We start from the raw sequence: 21,519 nt of genomic DNA on the forward strand, positions 1-21,519 counted from the left end.
GGGTTCGGGCCTCCATTCAGTGTTACCTGAACTTCACCCTGGACATGGGTAGATCACCTGGTTTCGGGTCTACGACCACGTACTCATGCGCCCTATTCAGACTCGCTTTCGCTGCGGCTCCGCATTTTCTGCTTAACCTTGCACGGGATCGTAACTCGCCGGTTCATTCTACAAAAGGCACGCCATCACCCGTTAACGGGCTCTGACTACTTGTAGGCACACGGTTTCAGGATCTATTTCACTCCCCTTCCGGGGTGCTTTTCACCTTTCCCTCACGGTACTGGTTCACTATCGGTCACTAGGGAGTATTTAGCCTTGGGAGATGGTCCTCCCGGATTCCGACGGAATTTCACGTGTTCCGCCGTACTCAGGATCCACTCTGGAGAGAACAACATTTCAGTTACAGGGCTGTTACCTTCTTTGGCGGGCCTTTCCAGACCTCTTCGCTTATATCGTTCCTTTGTAACTCCGTATAGAGTGTCCTACAACCCCAAGAGGCAAGCCTCTTGGTTTGGGCTGTTCCCGTTTCGCTCGCCGCTACTCAGGGAATCGCATTTGCTTTCTCTTCCTCCGGGTACTTAGATGTTTCAGTTCCCCGGGTATGCCTTCTCATACTCTATGTATTCAAGTATGGATACTACTCCATTACGAGCAGTGGGTTTCCCCATTCGGAAATCTCCGGATCAAAGCTTGCTTACAGCTCCCCGAAGCATATCGGTGTTCGTCCCGTCCTTCATCGGCTCCTAGTGCCAAGGCATCCACCGTGCGCCCTTTCTAACTTAACCATTTCTTACTTTAGAAAGAATCACTATGTGTGATGAACTTTGCATTGCATTCAATGTGAATGTATTACTTATTGTTATCTAGTTTTCAAAGAACACGTTGGTGGAGCCTAGCGGGATCGAACCGCTGACCTCCTGCGTGCAAGGCAGGCGCTCTCCCAGCTGAGCTAAGGCCCCGATTTAATAGAAGATGGTGGGCCTGAGTGGACTCGAACCACCGACCTCACGCTTATCAGGCGTGCGCTCTAACCAGCTGAGCTACAGGCCCATCTTTCATATCGAAGATATGATGTTGTAGGATCTTTTGCAAGTTCCTTCAAAACTAAACAAGACGAAAACATACGCTGCTCCATATATCCTTAGAAAGGAGGTGATCCAGCCGCACCTTCCGATACGGCTACCTTGTTACGACTTCACCCCAATCATCTGCCCCACCTTCGGCGGCTGGCTCCATAAAGGTTACCTCACCGACTTCGGGTGTTGCAAACTCTCGTGGTGTGACGGGCGGTGTGTACAAGGCCCGGGAACGTATTCACCGCGGCATGCTGATCCGCGATTACTAGCGATTCCAGCTTCACGCAGTCGAGTTGCAGACTGCGATCCGAACTGAGAACAGATTTGTGGGATTGGCTAAACCTTGCGATCTCGCAGCCCTTTGTTCTGTCCATTGTAGCACGTGTGTAGCCCAGGTCATAAGGGGCATGATGATTTGACGTCATCCCCACCTTCCTCCGGTTTGTCACCGGCAGTCACCTTAGAGTGCCCAACTGAATGCTGGCAACTAAGATCAAGGGTTGCGCTCGTTGCGGGACTTAACCCAACATCTCACGACACGAGCTGACGACAACCATGCACCACCTGTCACTCTGTCCCCGAAGGGAAAGCCCTATCTCTAGGGTTGTCAGAGGATGTCAAGACCTGGTAAGGTTCTTCGCGTTGCTTCGAATTAAACCACATGCTCCACCGCTTGTGCGGGCCCCGTCAATTCCTTTGAGTTTCAGTCTTGCGACCGTACTCCCCAGGCGGAGTGCTTAATGCGTTAGCTGCAGCACTAAGGGGCGGAAACCCCCTAACACTTAGCACTCATCGTTTACGGCGTGGACTACCAGGGTATCTAATCCTGTTCGCTCCCCACGCTTTCGCTCCTCAGCGTCAGTTACAGACCAGAGAGTCGCCTTCGCCACTGGTGTTCCTCCACATCTCTACGCATTTCACCGCTACACGTGGAATTCCACTCTCCTCTTCTGCACTCAAGTTTCCCAGTTTCCAATGACCCTCCCCGGTTGAGCCGGGGGCTTTCACATCAGACTTAAGAAACCGCCTGCGAGCCCTTTACGCCCAATAATTCCGGACAACGCTTGCCACCTACGTATTACCGCGGCTGCTGGCACGTAGTTAGCCGTGGCTTTCTGGTTAGGTACCGTCAAGGTGCAAGCAGTTACTCTTGCACTTGTTCTTCCCTAACAACAGAGCTTTACGATCCGAAAACCTTCATCACTCACGCGGCGTTGCTCCGTCAGACTTTCGTCCATTGCGGAAGATTCCCTACTGCTGCCTCCCGTAGGAGTCTGGGCCGTGTCTCAGTCCCAGTGTGGCCGATCACCCTCTCAGGTCGGCTACGCATCGTCGCCTTGGTGAGCCGTTACCTCACCAACTAGCTAATGCGCCGCGGGTCCATCTGTAAGTGACAGCCGAAACCGTCTTTCATCCTTGAACCATGCGGTTCAAGGAACTATCCGGTATTAGCTCCGGTTTCCCGGAGTTATCCCAGTCTTACAGGCAGGTTACCCACGTGTTACTCACCCGTCCGCCGCTAACATCCGGGAGCAAGCTCCCTTCTGTCCGCTCGACTTGCATGTATTAGGCACGCCGCCAGCGTTCGTCCTGAGCCAGGATCAAACTCTCCGAAAAAGTACAAAACCGAAGTTTTGCTTTTCGCCAGTTTGACTGACTACCTATGATGTATCATAGGATTTTTTATAAAAACTCGAATTAACAGGTACGTTTTGTCTTGTTTAGTTTTCAAAGAACTTGTTGGTCACTCTCTCAAAGCGACCACTTAAATATATCATATATCTCTATCAATAGTCAACATTTTTCTTGAAAAACATTTTATTTTTTTAAGAAGTTTTTGTTATGAAAGAGATAAAAAAATAGAGCCTCTTTTTGCTCCTTTGAAAGGTTAACACATATCTATGAAAAAAGCATTATAAACTTCAAAAAAAATCATGTTTTTTCAAAAAAAAATAAAGCCGGCGAAAAACCGGCTTTATTTTTACTCAGATTGCTCTTGATCTGACTCTACATTTTCTACGTTTTCTACGTTTTCTTCACTATTCTCTTCATCGTCTTCTGGTGATTGTTCTACTAATGCCACTGTAGCGACATGTTCATCATCACCTAGACGGATCAGGCGGACACCTTGAGTGACTCGGCCTGTTGTGGAGATATCTGAAACGGCCATACGGATGATGACACCACTACCTGTAATAATCATCAAGTCTTCTTCAGCTTCAGCGTTAGTCGCCTTCACTGCAACAAGCGGACCGTTGTTGTCAGTGATCTTGCACGTTTTCAGACCTTTACCACCACGGCTTTGGACACGATATTCTTTTTCAGGCGTTAATTTACCATAACCTTTTTCAGTTACGATCAATACGTTTGCATCTGGCTCAAGGATTTCCATTCCAACGACGATGTCATCCTCAGAAAGTGTGATCCCTTTAACTCCAGCTGCTGTACGTCCCATTTCACGAACATCTGTCTCGTCGAAACGAATGAGCATTCCTTTTTTCGTTCCGATGATGATTTGTTTTTCACCATTGGTTAAACGAACAGCCATCAATTCATCTTCATCACGCAGGCTGAGTGCAATCAAACCGTTGTTTCGGATGTTTGCAAATTGAGACAATGACGTTCGTTTCGATACACCGTGTCTTGTTGTAAAGAAGAGATACGAATCTTCATCAAATTCGCTGACTGGAATAATGGCGTTTATCCACTCTCCCTTTTCTACTTCAAGAAGGTTAATAATCGGAATCCCTTTCGCTGTTCGTCCGAATTCAGGGATCTCATAGCCCTTTGCTCGATAGACCTTCCCTTTATTAGAGAAGAAGAGAATCGTATCGTGCGTCGATGTTGAGATCAGCTGTTCAACGAAATCATCTTCGTTGGTTCCCATTCCTTGTACACCTTTACCGCCTCTTTTTTGACTGCGGTATGTTGATGCAGGCAGGCGCTTAATATAACCATTATGAGTCAGTGTGATCACAATATTTTCAACAGGAATCAAATCTTCGTCTTCGATTGTTTCTATACCCGCTGTCACAATTTCTGTGCGGCGCGTATCATTGAAGCGTTCTTTGATTTCTGTTAATTCTTCTCTAATGATTTCTAGAACTTTCTCATTGTCTGCTAGAATGGCTTTCAATTCAGCAATCAATTCAACAAGCCCTTTGTATTCATCTTCTATTTTCTCTCTTTCTAAACCAGTCAAACGCTGGAGTCGCATATCGAGAATGGCCTGTGCTTGTTTTTCAGACAAGCTATAGTTTTCCATCAAACCATTTCTTGCAATTTCAGCAGTTTGAGAGCCTCTAATTAAGGCAATGACCTCATCTAAGTGATCAAGCGCAATTCTTAAGCCTTCTAAAATATGAGCTCTTGCTTCTGCTTTACGCAATTCATACGCCGTTCTTCGACGAATGATCACTTTCTGATGCTCAAGGTAATATTCGAGACATTGTTTGAGAGACAACACTTTCGGCTGTCCATCAACAAGTGCAAGCAAGTTAATACCGAAAGACGTTTGAAGTGTCGTTTGTTTATAAAGATTGTTTAATAGAACATGGACGTTTGCGTCTCTTCGTAGTTCAATGACGATTCTCATTCCATTACGGTCAGATTCATCACGAAGATCTGTAATGCCATCAATCTTTTTATCACGGACAAGATCAGCGATTTTTTCGATCAAACGAGCTTTGTTAACCTGGTAAGGAATCTCATTGATGATAATGCGCTGCTTACCACTAGATGTTTCTTCGATATTTGACTTTGCACGTAATGTAATAGAGCCGCGTCCTGTTTCATACGCTTTACGAATACCGCTTCGGCCAATGATTTGTCCCGCAGTTGGGAAGTCTGGACCTGGAATGATGTCCATTAGTTCCTGTGTCGTCATTTCAGGATTTTGACTAATTGCCAATACCCCATCAATCACTTCACCCAGTTGGTGAGGCGGGATATTCGTTGCCATCCCTACAGCAATTCCAGTTGCCCCGTTCACTAATAAGTTCGGGAACCTAGCAGGCATAACGACTGGCTCTCTTTCGCTGCCATCGTAGTTATCTTGATAATCAATGGTGTCCTTTGTGATATCACGCAGGATCTCCATCGAAATTTTAGAAAGACGTGCCTCGGTATAACGCATGGCTGCTGCACCGTCTCCATCGACAGAACCAAAGTTCCCGTGCCCTTCAACCAGCATATTACGATAGTTGAAATCTTGCGCCATCCGAACCATCGCTTCATATACAGCGCTATCACCGTGAGGGTGGTACTTACCGATAACTTCCCCAACGATACGAGCAGATTTCTTAAATGGTTTATCACTTGTCATACCTAGGTCATTCATCGCATACAAAATTCTTCGATGCACGGGCTTCAATCCGTCTCGCACATCTGGTAATGCACGCGAAACAATAACACTCATTGCATAATCTAAAAAGGACGTACGCATTTCATGGCTAATATTCACTTCGCGTACATTTGGTGTATGTTGTTCACTCACTATAAGAACCTCCCTTTACGTATCACATGAAATAAATTATGTGGGAGTAAAATATGTATTTATCTTCACAAGACTATTCTCCATTATATCAATAATCTTGCCTTTATACACATTTATTTACTAGAAAATCAACGAAACGCAGAAAACCAGGACATTCGTTTCACGCCCCTGTTTCTTGAAAAACAACCTTATTCCAAACAAGAAATAAGGTTGCTCTCAAGGGGGATACCTATCTAAATATCAAGATTTTTTACGTATTGTGCATTTTCTTCGATAAAGTTACGTCTCGGCTCTACTTTATCTCCCATTAGCATTTCAAAAGTCTCATCAGCATCGATTGCATCCTCAAGTGTCACTTGAAGAAGTGTTCTCGCATCAGGATCCATTGTTGTTTCCCAAAGCTGAGTAGCATTCATCTCTCCAAGACCTTTATAACGCTGAAGTCCAGGTTTCGGTGTTTGAGGCAGCGTTTTTAACAGTTCATCTAGCTGTTTATCGTTATACACGTATTCAACACGTTTTCCTTGCTGTACTTTATATAAAGGCGGCTGTGCAATATACACATAACCGTTTTCAATGATTTCACGCATGTAGCGATAGAAGAATGTTAGGAGTAGCGTCCGTATATGCGCTCCATCAACATCAGCATCAGTCATGATCACAATTTTGTGATAACGTGCTTTCTCTAAAGTGAAGTCTTCTCCGATTCCAGTCCCTAGCGCTGTAATCATTGAACGAACCTCGTTGTTAGATAAAATTTTATCTAGTCGGGCTTTTTCAACGTTTAGGATCTTCCCTCTTAACGGTAAGATCGCTTGGAAATGTCGATCACGACCTTGCTTAGCAGATCCGCCCGCAGAATCTCCCTCTACGATATAAAGCTCAGAGATGGAAGGATCTTTAGAAGAACAGTCTGCCAGTTTCCCAGGCAAGCTAGAGACTTCCAGTGCACTTTTACGTCTTGTCAGCTCACGTGCCTTTTTGGCAGCCATTCTTGCACGAGCTGCCATCACACCTTTCTCCACAATTTTCTTTGCAGCATCAGGGTTCTCTAAGAGGAATTTCTCAAGTGCTTCGGAGAAGAGGGAGTCGGTAATGGTTCTTGCTTCTGAGTTACCGAGCTTTGTCTTCGTTTGTCCTTCGAATTGAGGGTCTGGATGTTTGATAGAGATAATGGCTGTCAAGCCTTCTCGTACATCTTCTCCGCTCAAATTCGAGTCACCATCTTTGAATACGCCATTTTTACGAGCATAATCATTGATGACACGCGTCAGACCGGTTTTAAAGCCAGCTTCGTGTGATCCGCCTTCATATGTGTTGATGTTATTGGCGAAAGAATAAATATTGCTTGTATAGGAATCGTTGTATTGCAGTGCAACTTCAACGGTGATTCCGTCTTTTTCACCCTCGATGTAAACTGGTTCTTCATGAACGACTTCCTTCGAGCGATTCAAATGTTCTACATAGCTCTTAATACCGCCTTCATAGCAGTATTCGTTTCTTCGTTCTTTGCCTTCACGTAAGTCTTCAATGATGATGTTGACGCCTTTTGTTAAGAAAGCTAACTCACGTACACGGTTAGCAAGTGTGTCGTAATCAAATTCAATGGTTTCAGTGAAAATTTCTGGATCTGGCACAAAATGAGTGGTTGTCCCTGTTACATCTGTTTCACCGATGATCTCTAAATCTCCAACTGGAACACCGCGTTTGAATTGCTGGTAATGAATTTTTCCATCACGGTATACGGTCACGTCCAAGGTCGTAGATAACGCATTAACAACAGATGCCCCTACACCATGCAGACCGCCAGATACTTTATAACCGCTGCCGTCAAATTTACCACCAGCGTGAAGAACCGTCATAATCACTTCTACAGCAGGACGCCCCATTTTTTCGTGAATCCCAACAGGAATTCCGCGGCCGTTATCTTTCACTGTGATGCTATTATCTTTTTCAATTTGCACTGTAATGTCTGTACAATAACCAGCTAAAGCCTCATCAATACTGTTGTCGACAATTTCCCATACAAGATGGTGAAGTCCTTTTGCACTGGTTGACCCAATGTACATTCCTGGACGTTTTCTAACCGCTTCTAGTCCTTCGAGCACCTGTATCTGATTTTCATCATAACTATTATGTTGCTGTTCCATTGCCACGTACATTCACCTACACTTTTCTTAAACGATATATTTATATGAATTGAGCTTTTAGACTTCAATTTCAATCACAAATGAAGCACGTTTTTTGAGCGTGCTTGAGGAAAGAGGAGAGTAATACACGGATTCAGTTGTGACGACGATGGATTTGGGTGTCCCATGAGACAATGAAATGATTTGTTCTTCTTGTTTTTGAAGAAATTCCTCTACAACAGAAGATGACCTCATTTTGTAATCAACAATTGCGACAATCTCTCGTGTAGAAACAACACAATCATCACCTAAATGAATATACAAGACTCACACCTCATTTATCAGTCAATTACTTTTCCACTGGCTACTCTGAAAATTTCCGCTTCTTTCAGGGTGGCGTGATCGATGCCTTCAACACTCGTAGTGGTGACAAAGGTCTGTACACGTCCCTGAATGGTATGGAGCAAATGAGACTGTCTGTAATCATCAAGTTCAGATAAAACATCATCGAGTAGAAGAATTGGGTATTCACCGATTTCTTCATGAATCAGATCAATTTCTGCCAGCTTTAGTGAAAGAGCTGTTGTTCTTTGCTGCCCTTGAGAGCCATATGTCTGAACATCCCGACCATTCACAAAGAAAAGAAGATCATCTCTGTGAGGCCCCATAGCGTCACCCCTCGGTCTATTTCTCTGTCTCTTAGTTTCTGAAACGATTCTTCATAGCTATTTTTTATTTTCGACAAGTCTGACGCTTCTGATACCTCTATGGCCGTCTGGTATTGGAGCGTGAGCGTTTCCAGCTCTCTTGAAATCCCAAAATGCAGCGGCTGCGCCCATTTTTCGAGCTGTTTCGTAAAAGTCAGTCGTCTTTTGACAACCTTCGCTGCCGCATCAATCAACTGCTCTGTTAAAATCTCCAGCATCGTTTGATCCGTTTGCTTTCTTGTTTGCAATTGTTTCAAGTAATGATTTCGCTGAGTGAGGATTTTTTGATAGAGCGATAAATCATGCAAGTAGACAGCAGACACTTGTCCAATCTCCATGTCGAGGAATCTTCTGCGGATTTGCGGGCTACCTTTCACAAGGCTGAGATCCTCTGGTGCAAACATGATGGTGTTCAAGGCACCAACATAATGACTGAGTTTCTGTTGTTCAATGTGATTGACCTTGCCCTTTTTTCCTTTTTTTGAGATCACGAGCTGCATGGGGAGTGGACCATTTTTTTTGATGACTCTACCTTCTATTTTAGCATAGTCTTCGTCCCATCGGATAAGTTCTTTATCATTTGACGTACGATGAGACTTTGCCATCGACAATACATAGATCGCTTCCATCAGGTTCGTTTTACCTTGGGCGTTCTCACCAATCATCACATTCACCTTATTGTCGAATTGAAGCTCGGTGTGTTCATAGTTTCGGTATGAAGTTAACGCCAGACTTTGAATGTACATGTATTGTCACCCGTTTCTAATTCACAACTTGAAATGTGCCGTGACCTTCTATCTCGACAACATCTCCTGGGTATAATTTGCGTCCCCGTCTATTATCTGGCTCTTGATTAATGAACACCTCATGTTCACTTAAAAACCACTTCGCCATTCCACCAGATTGAATGACTTCGGCTAATTTCAAAAACTGCCCTAATGTAATCATTTCTGTTTCAATCGTTATCAGATTAGGCATTGTATCGACCTCTTTCAATATCACTAATATCTAATTGTACTAAAAAACAAGACCAGAAGGAAAGGGGGAAAGCGAACTGGGATGAAAGAAAGCAGAGGAAATGAGGAAAAAAGCTGCTGTGCGCTCACACAGCAGCCATTTTAGACCAAATTAATACGTTCTAACTGGAAGAATCAATTGCAAAATGGAATCATCATTTGGCGTACGCAATAGGAATGGTCTCATTGCGCCAGTGAAACTGACATGAATCTCTGTTCCCTCTAATACTTTTAAAGCATCAAGCATATATTTCGGACTGAAAGAGATTTTGAGATCCTCCCCTTTAATGTCATCTGCTTGCACCGTTTCAACTACTTTACCGATTTCAGGCGAATTAGAAGAGATTTCAAGGCTTTGCGCAGGATCAGCAGAAAGCTTCACAACGTTGTTACGACCTTCTCTTGCTAAAAGTGACGCGCGATCAATCGCTTGAAGGAATTCTTTCGTATTCACCACTACATCCGTTTTACTTTCTTGCGGAATGAGGCGAGCTGTATCTGGGTAATTACCATCCAGCAATCTTGAGAAGAACAGCACGTTCTGTGCTTTAAAGAGAACCTGTGTCTCCGTAATGACGATGCTCACAAGATCTTGTCCATCATCAAGAATTTTACTTAGCTCTGTTAAACTCTTTCCAGGAATGACCACATTGTACGAGCTTTCCTCGTTAATATCCAACTTCGCTTTTCTTAAAGCAAGGCGATGGCTATCCGTTGCTGTGCATATTAATTCACCTTTTTCAACCTTCCAGTTTACACCTGTCAAGATAGGTCGTGTTTCTGAGGTGGACACTGCGAAAACCGTTTGACGGATAAGGTTTTTAAGCAAATCTGTTGGAATTTGAAAAGCATGATGCTCTTCAATTTGTGGCAGATGCGGATATTCTTCAGCATCTAAGCCGTTTAAATTAAATTCTGCTGAACCAGAGCGGATGATGGTTAGATGATTTTGTTCTACCTCAATTTCGACAGTAGACATAGGCAGTTTCTTAACGATTTCGCTAAAGAAGCGGGCTTGCAGCACAATACTTCCTGGTCGATCAATTGTAATGACTTCTAAATCTCCATCTCTTTGAGGAATAAAAGATTCGATTGAGATATCAGAATCGCTCCCTGTGAGAGAAACCCCTTCGTCAGATGCAACAATTTTAATCCCTGTCAAAATAGGAATCGTTGTTCTAGAGGATACGGCCTTTAATACATCTTGGACACTTTCAACAAGACGATCTTTTTGAATCGTGAATTTCATAGTGGTCCTCCTAATTTTTCTTAATGACATGTATATATATTTATTTAATAAAAATCGTAGAAGTACTAGTAGGGCTTGTGAATATGTGGATAAGTCAGTAGAAAGAAAGGAAAGACAGCCTATCCACATGTGGACAGACTGTGTATGACTATGCTCTAGTTATTCACATTTTCCCGTACTTATCTTATCAGCTTGATTATTTTAGTTGTTCTTTGATCTCTTTGACATGCTGCTGAAGCTGTTCATCTTCAACGATTAATTTTGAAATTTTCTCATGAGCATGAATGACGGTCGTATGATCTCGTCCACCAAATTCTTCTCCGATTTTAGGTAGAGAGGAATCTGTCATTTCTCTAGAGAGATACATCGCAATTTGTCTTGGATAAGCAACTGATTTCGTACGTTTCTTCGCTTTGAAATCTTCTAATCGAATATTAAATTGCTGCCCTACAATTCTTTGAATATCTTTAATTGTAATCACCTTAGGTTTTGATGAAGGAATGATGTCCTTTAGGGCTTCAGCTGCTAGATCAGCATTGATGTCTTTATTAATTAAAGAAGAGTAAGCAACGACACGAATCAAAGCACCTTCCAGTTCCCGAATGTTGCTGTCGATTTGATTGGCAATATAAAGCATGACTTCATTCGGAATGTCTAAACCTTCTGCTTTTGCTTTTTTACGTAAGATCGCAATACGCGTTTCTAGATCTGGCGGGGTAATGTCTGTAATTAAGCCCCATTCGAATCGAGAGCGTAATCTGTCTTCAAGTGTCGGAATTTCCTTTGGCGGCCGGTCACTAGAAATGACGATTTGCTTACTTTCTTCGTGAAGTGTGTTGAATGTATGGAAAAACTCTTCTTGTGTTTGTTCTTTTCCTGCTAAAAATTGAATATCATCTATCAAAAGCACATCTACATTCCGATAGCGATTACGGAAATCGACTGCTTTGTTGTCCCGGATTGAGTTGATAAATTCATTTGTAAATTTTTCAGATGATAGATAGACCACTTTGGCTGATGGATTATGGTCGATAACGTAATGACCGATCGCATGCATTAAGTGAGTCTTTCCTAAACCAACGCCCCCATAAATAAAAAGCGGGTTATATGCTTTTGCTGGTGCTTCTGCGACTGCAAGTGAAGCGGCATGAGCAAAACGGTTGCCTGAACCAATAACAAAAGTATCAAATGTATATTTTGGATTCAGCATATTTTGTGGAATTTCAACGGGTTCTTCTTTCGACATTTTTTTGATTGGAGATTTTGGCATGGCTTCCTCTTCGTCCTGATTTTGAGGAATGATAAATTTGATGCTGAGCTCTTCGCCTGTCAGTTCATAGATGGTATCTGCAATTAAGTGAAGGTATCTTGACTCGAGCCAGTCTCTTGCAAATTCATTAGGTGCAGTAATAGTCAGCGTATCTCCTTGAAGAGAATGGGCTTTAGTGGACTTCATCCATGTTTCAAAACTAGGTTTGCTCAATTTTGTCTCTATTTTTTGAAGTGCTTTATTCCACAGATCCAAAATATTTTCCATAAGGCTTCTCCCCCCTCCTTTTCTTTTTAAAATGACCAGTATCAAACTGTTATAGAACACGAAAAAGAGCAAATGGTCATCACCATTCGTGCACATACTTTGTTGAAAACAATTAATATAGTAGAAAAACGTCTTTTCGACAAATTACACAGGTTGTGGATAAACAATTCAACAAGCTGTGTAATAACTTTCCACAGGTTATCCACAAATTGTGGATAAGATAAATAGGCCAGATAAGTAATTAAGAGTTAAAACACAAATATAATATCAAAATAAACAAGATGGTGCAATGGGTGTCACAAACTTATCCACACACTTTACATCCTGTTGAAAAATAATTATCCACATAGGTTATTTGTGTGAAAAAAATGTCGATAATGGATGTGGATAGTCAAAATATGCCGGAAAAATATCCACAACCTTGTTTTGAAGGTTTTTTTGAAGGAAAAAAAGAATAAAATGCTGGAAACTAAAAAAGAAGGTTTCTTCACTTGATAACTTGTGTTATGCTTATAAGGTTGATAATAAGAGTTTTATCATTGATATTGACAATCGATGGGTTACACAAATATAATGAGTTAGACTGTCTTAAACAGCTATTCCTCAGGGAGGTGTCATAAATGAAAAGAACGTTTCAACCAAATAACCGTAAGCGTAGTAAAGTTCATGGCTTCCGCAGCCGTATGAGTTCTAAAAACGGACGTCTAGTTTTAAAGCGACGCCGCAGCAAAGGTAGAAAAAAATTATCAGCTTAGGCCACTGAATAATGTCAGTGGTCTTTTTTACATAAAATCGTAAATGAACTGTCAGTTTTTATCGGAGTGGAAGAAAACATGAAGAAGCGAAACAGGCTAAAAAAAAATGAAGAGTTTCAAACAGTGTTCAAAAAAGGTCAATCAATGGCTAATCGCCAATTCGTCATTTATCAGCTGGACCAACCAAATCAAGAAGAACTGCGTTTAGGATTGTCTGTCAGTAAGAAGATAGGTAATGCAGTGATAAGAAACCGGATTAAACGACTGATCCGTCAGGTGTTCTTAGAGGAAGGTCATAAGCTAAAGCAAGAAAAAGACTACATTGTTATCGCACGAAAACCAGCAAGCGAATTGACCTTTGAAGAAACAAAGAAGTCTCTCCAGCATTTATTTAGAAAATCCGCTGTTTATCAACAACAACCGAAAAAGTCTTCGTAATAGAAACTTTCGTTGAATCAATTTTTAAAAGCGCTTCCTTCATCTAGTGAATTAAAATGAAACCACCACTTTGTAATGAAAAAATGTTACCATACTGATTAGGTGAGTCACTTTCGTAATCAATTCCAACTTAAATAAAGTTTGAAGTAATGGGAGGAATCTTGTTGAAAAGGCGATTATTACTAATATTTAGCTTGATTGGCGTGTTGGTTCTATTGGCAGGATGTACACAAATCAATGAACCAATCACATCAGATAGTAAGGGATTCTGGAATTCTTACATTGTATACCCGCTATCTCAATTAATCACTTACATGGCAAACTTAACTGGTGAAAACTATGGTGTAGCGATTATTATTGTAACTCTTTTGATTCGTTTGCTCATTTTACCATTAATGATTAAACAATTAAGAAGTACAAAAGCAATGCAAGCACTTCAGCCAGAACTAAAGAAGCTTCGTGAAAAATATAGCTCAAAAGATCAAAAAACACAGCAGCAGCTTCAACAGGAAACAATGGCTCTTTTCCAAAAGAATGGTGTAAATCCATTAGCAGGGTGTTTCCCAATCTTAATTCAAATGCCAATCTTAATTGGTTTTTATCATGCGATCATGAGAACAGCTGAAATCAAGAAGCATACTTTCTTATGGTTTGACTTAGGCAGTCCAGATCCATTATTCCTGCTACCGATTATTGCAGGTGTAGCTACTTTTATTCAGCAGAAGCTAATGATGGCTGGAAATCCTTCGGACAACCCTCAAATGGCGATTATGCTTTGGGTGATGCCAATTATGATCATTGTATTTGCAATCAGTTTCCCAGCGGCACTTTCACTGTACTGGGTTGTAGGTAACATTTTCATGATCATTCAAACTTTGGTCATTAAAACACCTCAAGTAAAAGTTGATACAAAAGAAAAAGCTGGCGGGAACAAAAAATGAAGGAAATAACTGCTGTCGGTCGCACAGTCGAAGAAGCAGTAGATTCCGGACTGAAACAAATTCAACTACTACAAGAAGAAGTAGATATCACAATAGTAGATGAAGGAAACAAAGGGTTTTTAGGATTATTTGGTAAAAGACAAGCTGTTGTCAAGTTAGTAGAAAAGCGAGATGCGCTCAAATTAGCAACACAGTATTTAGATAAAATTGTTAAATCAATTGATCCTAAAGCAAACATTGTTTCGAAAAAAGAAACGAAAAAGATCTCTTTTCACATTAATGGAGACAAAACTTCATTAATGATTGGAAAAAGAGGACAAACACTGTACTCTTTAGAAACCTTGGTGCAGTTAGTGTTTAATCGTTATTCTGATCAGTATCATCATATTACAATTGATATTGGAGATTATAGGAAGAAACGACAAGAAGCACTTGAACAATATGCAATCAAAACGGCAAACCGTGTTTTAAAAACGAAGAGAAAGGTTCATTTAGAACCGATGCCTTCGAATGAACGAAAAGTCGTTCATGATACGATTGCAGCATTTTCTAAAGAACTTGCCACGGCATCCGAAGATACAGGCAGCAAGCGTCATGTTGTGGTGATGTATAAAAAATAGCAGAAAGGCTAAGATTCAGCAAAGCTGGATTTTAGTCTTTTTTTATTGAAAAATTACCTTTTAATAGTAGATTCCTCCTTTATTTCTAAAAAGTTAGTGTGTTATTTAGATCGAAAACGTCATTTTCCCTTAGTTGCAAAGGGAGAAGGGCGTTTTAATTTATTGGATTTAGGTGTAAGATGTGAAGACAAGTTTAGAACGTCGTTATTCACATGTGGATAAGTTAAGTGTTAAAATAGACAGGGTGCAAAACTGTGGATAATTAAATGTGGGCTACTTTCGCTTCGCATGCATTTATGGTATCTTTAAATTTTGGATTAAGCGTTTTTGATATAGAGATGGACAACGTCCATTTAATTGATATAAGACTGTCTATTGAATAGAGAAAGAGGTGAATGAGCGGTGGATACAATTGCAGCAATTTCTACACCAATGGGTGAAGGGGCAATTGCCATTATACGTTTAAGCGGGCCTGATGCAGTTCAGATTGCTGATCGCATGTATAAGGGGCCTAAGGAGAAAAAACTTGTATCAGTGGATTCTCATACCATTCATTATGGTCATATTGTAGATTCAAGTACCGAGCAAGTGATAGAAGAGGTCATGGTGTCTGTATTAAGAGCGCCAAAAACATTTACGAGAGAAGACGTTATTGAGATCAACTGCCATGGCGGAATTGTCACGGTCAATAAAGTCTTGCAGCTTGCTTTAAAAGAAGGAGCGAGATTAGCGGAGCCAGGTGAGTTTACAAAACGTGCTTTCCTAAATGGAAGAATCGACTTGTCACAAGCAGAAGCCGTAATGGACTTGATTCGTGCAAAGACTGACCGTGCGATGAATGTCGCAATGACTCAAATGGAGGGACGTCTCTCCGGTTTGATTAAACGTCTTCGTGGTGAGATATTGGAGACACTTGCCCATGTAGAAGTGAATATTGATTATCCAGAGTATGACGATGTGGAAGAAATGACACATCGAGTCTTAGTTGAAAAGGCGACATCTGTGAAAAAGGAAATTGAATCGCTTCTAACGACTTCACAGCAGGGGAAAATCCTACGTGAGGGTTTATCTACTGTTATTATTGGAAGGCCAAATGTTGGGAAGTCTTCCTTATTAAATAGTCTTGTTCAGGAAACAAAGGCGATTGTGACCGATATTCCTGGAACAACCAGAGATGTCATCGAGGAATATGTGAATGTAAGAGGAGTACCGCTCCGTTTAGTAGATACTGCGGGTATACGTGAGACTGAAGACATTGTTGAGCGTATTGGGGTCGAACGATCAAGACAGGTCTTAAAAGAAGCTGACCTGATTTTACTTGTGCTCAATTATAGTGAAGAGTTATCTGAGGAAGATATTAAGCTATTTGAGGCTGTCTCGGGTATGGATATTATTGTGATTGTCAATAAGACTGATCTTGAGCCTAAACTTGATGTAGAAAAAGTAAAAGAGTTAGCGAAAGATCGTCCAGTCGTGACAACATCTTTATTACAAGAAAAAGGGATTGATGAGCTTGAAATGGCCATTCAATCTTTATTCTTCACTGGCTCAATTGAAAGTGGAGATTTAACGTATGTAAGCAATACTAGGCATATTGCGCTCCTTCAAGAAGCAAAACAATCGATTGAGGATGCTCTAGAAGGAATTGAAATGGATGTACCGATCGACATTGTTCAAATAGATTTAACACGCTGCTGGGAGCAGCTAGGTGAAATTATTGGGGATGCTGTTCATGAAAGCTTAATCGATCAGTTATTCTCTCAATTCTGTTTAGGAAAGTAAAGGGAGGAACAAAAGAAATGGGTTATGAAGCTGGCCAATATGATGTAATCGTCGTCGGTGCCGGTCATGCTGGTGTTGAGGCTGCTCTTGCTTCTGCAAGACAGGGCGCCAAAACACTTGTATTGACCATCAATCTCGATATGGTTGCTTTTATGCCATGTAATCCGTCCGTAGGAGGTCCCGCTAAAGGGATTGTCGTCAGAGAAATTGATGCGCTAGGCGGAGAAATGGCACGAAATATAGATAAGACGCATATTCAAATGCGTATGCTGAATACTGGGAAAGGACCTGCTGTCCGTGCGTTAAGAGCGCAAGCAGATAAGTTTCAATATCAGCACGAAATGAAAAAAACAATGGAAAATGAACCAAACCTAACAATGTTGCAAGGGATGGTAGACCATTTAATTGTAGAAGATGATGAATGTAAAGGTGTTGTGACTCAAACAGGTGCAAATTATCGCGCGAAGTCTGTTGTTCTAACGACTGGTACTTTCTTAAAAGGCCGCATTATTTTAGGGGATCTTTCTTATTCAAGCGGTCCTAATAATCAGCAGCCTTCCATTAAATTATCGGATCATCTAGCAGAATTAGGATTCGATTTGGTTCGCTTTAAAACTGGGACACCACCTCGAGTAAACAGCCACTCGATTGATTATAGTAAGACGGAAATTCAACCAGGTGACGATGTGCCACGTGCGTTTTCTTATGAAACTGTGGAATATATTACAGATCAATTACCATGCTGGTTAACATACACGAGTTTAGAAACTCATCAAATTATTGATGAGAATCTTCACCGTTCTCCTATGTATTCAGGTATGATTAAAGGAACAGGTCCTAGATACTGCCCGTCCATTGAGGATAAGGTGGTTCGTTTTAATGATAAACCGAGACATCAAATTTTCTTAGAGCCAGAAGGCCGTAATACGCAAGAAGTGTATGTTCAAGGTTTATCTACAAGTCTGCCAGAGGATGTACAGCAGCGAATGCTGTCAACCATTCCAGGGCTTGAAAATGTACAAATGATGCGAGCGGGTTATGCCATTGAGTATGATGCGATTGTGCCTACACAATTGTGGCCGACACTTGAGACGAAGAAAATTTCTGGATTATATACAGCTGGCCAAATTAATGGTACCTCTGGTTATGAGGAAGCTGCAGGTCAAGGAATTATGGCAGGTATCAATGCAGGAAGAAAAGCATTGGGTAAAGAAGAAGTCATTTTAAGCCGATCTGATGCATATATCGGTGTTCTCATTGATGATCTTGTCACGAAGGGTACAAATGAACCTTACCGTCTTTTAACTTCTCGTGCAGAGTACCGCTTACTTCTGCGTCATGACAATGCTGATTTAAGATTAACGGAACTTGGATATAACATTGGTTTAATTTCTGAAGAGAGATTCCAAGCATTCACACAGAAAAAAGAGGCTATTGAAGCAGAGAAAAAACGTTTATATTCTGTCATTATTAAACCTACAGCAGAGACACAGGAATATATCCGTTCTCTTGGTGGAAGTGAATTGAAGGACGGTATTCGCGCTAGTGATCTGATGAAGCGTCCAGAGATGAACTATGAATCTGTTGTGAAACTAGCTCCTGCTGACACACCGCTTCCTGCTGATGTGTGTGAACAGGTAGAGATTCAAATTAAATATGAAGGTTATATTGAAAAGTCGCTCCAACAAGTTGAAAAGCTGAAAAAGATGGAAAATAAAAAGATTCCGGATCGAATCGATTATGATGCCATCAAAGGGATTGCAACTGAAGCGAAGCAAAAGCTAAAAGAAGTCCGACCGCTTTCTGTTGCACAGGCTTCTCGTATTTCAGGCGTTAACCCTGCTGATATTTCTATCCTTTTAGTGTATTTGGAGCAGGGACGTATTGCGAAGATAGCAGAGTAGAAAGGATGTCGGCATGAACATTGAACAATTTACAGCAGCACTAGAGGAGAAAGGGATCACTCTTTCTCCAGTGCAGCTTGAACAATTTGAAACTTACTTCCATATGCTTGTAGAATGGAACGAGAAGATGAATTTAACGTCCATTACAGAAAAGGAAGAAGTATATTTAAAGCATTTTTATGACTCGATATCAGCAGCATTTTTTATTGATTTTCACAATGTGACAACAATTTGTGATATTGGAGCTGGTGCTGGTTTTCCAAGCATTCCTCTTAAAATTTGTTTCCCTCATCTACATGTGACCATTGTTGATTCTCTCCAGAAACGCATTACGTTTCTCAATGAGTTAGCAAAAGGGTTAAACTTACAAGATACTACTTTTTATCATGATCGTGCGGAGACCTTTGGACAACGTAAAGATCAACGTGAAAGCTATGACCTTGTCACCGCTAGAGCAGTTGCGCGCTTATCTGTCTTGAGCGAACTATGCCTGCCTCTTGTGAAAAAGGAAGGTTTGTTTGTTGCATTAAAAGCATCTGCTGCAGATGAAGAGATGCAAGCAGGAAAAAAAGCCGTTACTGTCCTCGGAGGAGAGGTTGTTGAAAAGCATTCCTTTGTTCTTCCTTTAGAAGAAAGCGAACGGAACATCATTGTCATTGAAAAGAAAAAACAAACACCAAAAAAATATCCTAGAAAACCAGGAACACCTAATAAATCGCCAATAGAGGGTTGATCATGTAAAAGGTCGGTTTTTCTTCAATATTTATGATTTTACAGAAGGAAAAAACATGAGAAAATAGAATTATAAAAAGGTAGTTTTTAAAGGTGGTGTAGGTTCATGAAGCATTCACTCTCACGCTTCTTCGGGCTTGGTGACAAAGAACATCCTGAGCGTGATACCGAAATAGAGGCAGAGATTGCTGAGCATGATACATTAAAGGAAGAGATACAGGAGCTCCCGGTCGACACAATTATGCCTAACCGTTTTCAGCCACGCACCATTTTTTCAGAAGAAAAGATACAAGAGCTGGCCACAACCATTCATACCCATGGCATTATTCAACCGATTGTTGTTAGACCAACAGAAGAAGAAGGAAAATATGAACTGATCGCCGGCGAAAGACGTTGGAGAGCGGTACAAACTCTTCAATGGGAGAAAATCCCCGCTATTATAAAAGATTTTACTGATACGGAAACGGCATCTGTGGCATTGATTGAAAATTTGCAAAGAGAAGAGCTGTCTGCAATTGAAGAGGCTCATGCTTATGCACGTCTTTTAGAGCTTCATGATTTAACGCAAGAAGCGCTTGCTCAGCGTTTAGGTAAGGGACAATCGACTGTTGCAAACAAACTAAGACTTTTAAAGTTGCCTGAAGAGGTACAGCAAGCCATTTTGGAGAAAAAAATCTCTGAGAGGCATGCCCGTTCACTTGTACCTTTAAAGCTTCCAGAATTACAAATCACGCTGTTGCAGGAAATCATCGAAAAGCAGCTGAATGTGAAACAGACTGAAGAGCGTGTAGTGAAGATGCTTGAACAAAAAACAGATCGCAAACCGAAGCCGAAACGTAAGGCGTTTAGCCGAGATACGCGAATTGCGATGAATACCATTCGTCAGTCTCTCCATATGGTAGAAGATAGCGGACTTAAAATAAATACCGAGGAAGAAGAATTTGAGGAATATATCCAATTAACCATTCGCATTCCTAAATAGAAAAAAGCTGATGAGCATTACTCGTCAGCTTTTTTTGTCTTTCCATCCTTTAAATTCATGATATTTACTTATTATTAATTAATTGGTAAAATATGATTTTCATAGTAGAAGGGAGGTGACATATAACCGATGAAAATGAAAAAGACTATTTTTGCTATTATCTGTTATTTACTAATCTCTTTTTCTCTTTTTTCAAATGAAACGACTGTGTTTGCTGTGAGCACGTCAACGAATCATGATACTCATTCAGCGGAAGAAGAAACGATTACGAAAGAAGAACTGAGTACTCTGAAGAAACAAGGTGTGGTTTCGACAGATGTAACGGTTCAACAATTAAATCAAGAGCAAGCGTCTCAGGACGATGCGATCGATGTGATCACAGCTGATGATGATTTGGAGAACTATGGTTTAAGGCAAAACAAACAGGATGAAATGGTAACGGATGAAAGGCCGAATACCATTCGCCATCTTTTTGGTAAACCGTATCCTGGAACCGATATTATGCCTCAAAAAGGGGATATATTGGTGACGAGCACTGGTGCTTTGAATGGTTTAATTGGTCATGCAGGCATCGTCATTAATGAGAAAAGCTATGCATCCATTCCTGGGTTCCGGCAGCATCCAAATATTGATTCCATTCAGAGTTGGTTTCGCTATAGTGCCAATACAAAGGTGATTCGGATTAATCATCAGGAAAAGGCAGATTTAGCAGGGAATTGGGCGCATGATTACGTGAAAGACCATCCAAAGGCTCGATATTCGATCACTATGTCTATTCAATCCTTGGACCCTACTTATTGTTCAAAGATTGTATGGCAGGCTTACGCGAAAACCGGGGACGCTGTTGGACATGCGACATTTACCATTAAAGCACCCTATGGTTTTTTGAAAAAGAAGAACTATAAAACAGTGACACCTAAAGTCATTGTAAGTGAAGGCCGAAAAATTGGCGGGCTAAACTTTTGATTGTATCTCCCTCACTTTTCAGGAAAAGTGGGGGTTTTTTGTCTCGTTATTTTCTTCAAAAAGATATATTAATATATCTTCGAAGCGCATTTTTATGCATCTATCCATGTACGGAAACACAGATTCATTCACGAATTTATAATGGAGAAACAAAAAAAGCAAACGTTTCATACTTTTTTTGATAGAATAG

15 protein-coding genes, 2 tRNA genes, 2 rRNA genes and 1 pseudogene (1 of these 20 running past the window's edge) are annotated in these 21,519 nt (G+C 41.1%); 9 read left to right on the forward strand and 11 right to left on the reverse strand.

What is annotated here, in order from left to right; genetic code table 11:
- The 11 genes and pseudogenes from KFQ09_RS09635 to dnaA form a co-directional block, all read right to left on the reverse strand.
- Positions 1-785: ribosomal RNA gene (locus tag KFQ09_RS09635) — 23S ribosomal RNA — on the reverse strand (it extends 2,145 nt beyond the left edge of the window).
- Between the two features lie 98 nt (positions 786-883).
- Positions 884-959: transfer RNA gene (locus KFQ09_RS09640), tRNA-Ala, on the reverse strand.
- A 14-nt stretch (positions 960-973) separates the two neighbouring features.
- Positions 974-1,050, reverse strand: a tRNA-Ile gene (locus KFQ09_RS09645).
- Between the two features lie 95 nt (positions 1,051-1,145).
- Positions 1,146-2,693 (reverse strand): 16S ribosomal RNA (locus KFQ09_RS09650).
- Together the 16S and 23S rRNA genes with 2 tRNA genes alongside form the textbook arrangement of a ribosomal RNA operon.
- A 364-nt stretch (positions 2,694-3,057) precedes the next feature.
- On the reverse strand, positions 3,058-5,571 hold the full coding sequence (gyrA, locus tag KFQ09_RS09655) for a DNA gyrase subunit A (RefSeq protein ID WP_050826821.1): 2,514 nt from the start codon (positions 5,569-5,571) through the stop codon (positions 3,058-3,060).
- A 233-nt stretch (positions 5,572-5,804) separates the two neighbouring features.
- Positions 5,805-7,721, reverse strand: coding sequence for a DNA topoisomerase (ATP-hydrolyzing) subunit B (gene gyrB / locus KFQ09_RS09660; RefSeq protein ID WP_025206585.1), 1,917 nt, complete (start codon positions 7,719-7,721; stop codon positions 5,805-5,807).
- Positions 7,722-7,778: 57 nt separating this feature from the next.
- Positions 7,779-8,024, reverse strand: coding sequence for an extracellular matrix regulator RemB (remB, locus tag KFQ09_RS09665; protein ID WP_008347601.1), 246 nt, complete (start codon positions 8,022-8,024; stop codon positions 7,779-7,781).
- A 17-nt stretch (positions 8,025-8,041) separates the two neighbouring features.
- A pseudogene (gene recF / locus KFQ09_RS09670) lies at positions 8,042-9,153 on the reverse strand (DNA replication/repair protein RecF).
- 16 nt (positions 9,154-9,169) lie between these two features.
- Entirely contained in the window at positions 9,170-9,385 is a 216-nt protein-coding gene (yaaA, locus tag KFQ09_RS09675) for a S4 domain-containing protein YaaA (protein WP_008347598.1), read from the reverse strand.
- A gap of 150 nt (positions 9,386-9,535) precedes the next feature.
- On the reverse strand, positions 9,536-10,672 hold the full coding sequence (gene dnaN / locus KFQ09_RS09680; protein ID WP_008347596.1) for a DNA polymerase III subunit beta: 1,137 nt from the start codon (positions 10,670-10,672) through the stop codon (positions 9,536-9,538).
- A gap of 196 nt (positions 10,673-10,868) precedes the next feature.
- Entirely contained in the window at positions 10,869-12,209 is a 1,341-nt protein-coding gene (gene dnaA, locus KFQ09_RS09685) for a chromosomal replication initiator protein DnaA (RefSeq protein ID WP_008347594.1), read from the reverse strand.
- 620 nt (positions 12,210-12,829) lie between these two features.
- Here dnaA and rpmH point away from each other — a divergent pair.
- From rpmH to KFQ09_RS09730, 9 genes are all read left to right on the forward strand, one after another.
- Entirely contained in the window at positions 12,830-12,964 is a 135-nt protein-coding gene (gene rpmH / locus KFQ09_RS09690; RefSeq protein WP_008360908.1) for a 50S ribosomal protein L34, read from the forward strand.
- A gap of 78 nt (positions 12,965-13,042) precedes the next feature.
- Positions 13,043-13,402: a ribonuclease P protein component gene (rnpA, locus tag KFQ09_RS09695; protein WP_008347592.1), complete on the forward strand. Its 360-nt coding sequence runs from the start codon at positions 13,043-13,045 to the stop codon at positions 13,400-13,402.
- Positions 13,403-13,560: 158 nt separating this feature from the next.
- The gene (gene spoIIIJ, locus KFQ09_RS09700; RefSeq protein ID WP_089374159.1) at positions 13,561-14,343 is read left to right on the forward strand and encodes a YidC family membrane integrase SpoIIIJ; all 783 of its coding nucleotides are present in this window, start codon (positions 13,561-13,563) and stop codon (positions 14,341-14,343) included.
- Complete coding sequence (gene jag / locus KFQ09_RS09705; RefSeq protein WP_057078773.1) at positions 14,340-14,963, forward strand: RNA-binding cell elongation regulator Jag/EloR; 624 nt, start codon at positions 14,340-14,342, stop codon at positions 14,961-14,963. Before spoIIIJ ends, jag begins: the two co-directional genes overlap by 4 nt.
- 402 nt (positions 14,964-15,365) lie before the next feature.
- The gene (mnmE, locus tag KFQ09_RS09710) at positions 15,366-16,745 is read left to right on the forward strand and encodes a tRNA uridine-5-carboxymethylaminomethyl(34) synthesis GTPase MnmE (protein ID WP_017359868.1); all 1,380 of its coding nucleotides are present in this window, start codon (positions 15,366-15,368) and stop codon (positions 16,743-16,745) included.
- A 17-nt stretch (positions 16,746-16,762) separates the two neighbouring features.
- Entirely contained in the window at positions 16,763-18,649 is a 1,887-nt protein-coding gene (gene mnmG / locus KFQ09_RS09715) for a tRNA uridine-5-carboxymethylaminomethyl(34) synthesis enzyme MnmG (protein ID WP_039169033.1), read from the forward strand.
- 13 nt (positions 18,650-18,662) lie between these two features.
- Positions 18,663-19,382 carry a 16S rRNA (guanine(527)-N(7))-methyltransferase RsmG gene (gene rsmG / locus KFQ09_RS09720; protein WP_007497477.1) on the forward strand — a complete coding sequence of 240 codons (720 nt, stop codon included), beginning with the start codon at positions 18,663-18,665 and terminating at the stop codon, positions 19,380-19,382.
- A 105-nt stretch (positions 19,383-19,487) separates the two neighbouring features.
- Entirely contained in the window at positions 19,488-20,363 is an 876-nt protein-coding gene (gene noc / locus KFQ09_RS09725) for a nucleoid occlusion protein (protein ID WP_144741041.1), read from the forward strand.
- Between the two features lie 129 nt (positions 20,364-20,492).
- Positions 20,493-21,329 (forward strand): YiiX/YebB-like N1pC/P60 family cysteine hydrolase, encoded by an 837-nt coding sequence (locus KFQ09_RS09730; protein ID WP_144741044.1) that lies wholly within the window; start codon positions 20,493-20,495, stop codon positions 21,327-21,329.
- Positions 21,330-21,519: the final 190 nt, after the last annotated feature.

This window comes from Bacillus sp. FS02 (genome assembly GCF_024398395.1).
Taxonomy (GTDB): Bacteria; Bacillota; Bacilli; order Bacillales; family Bacillaceae; genus Bacillus; species Bacillus altitudinis.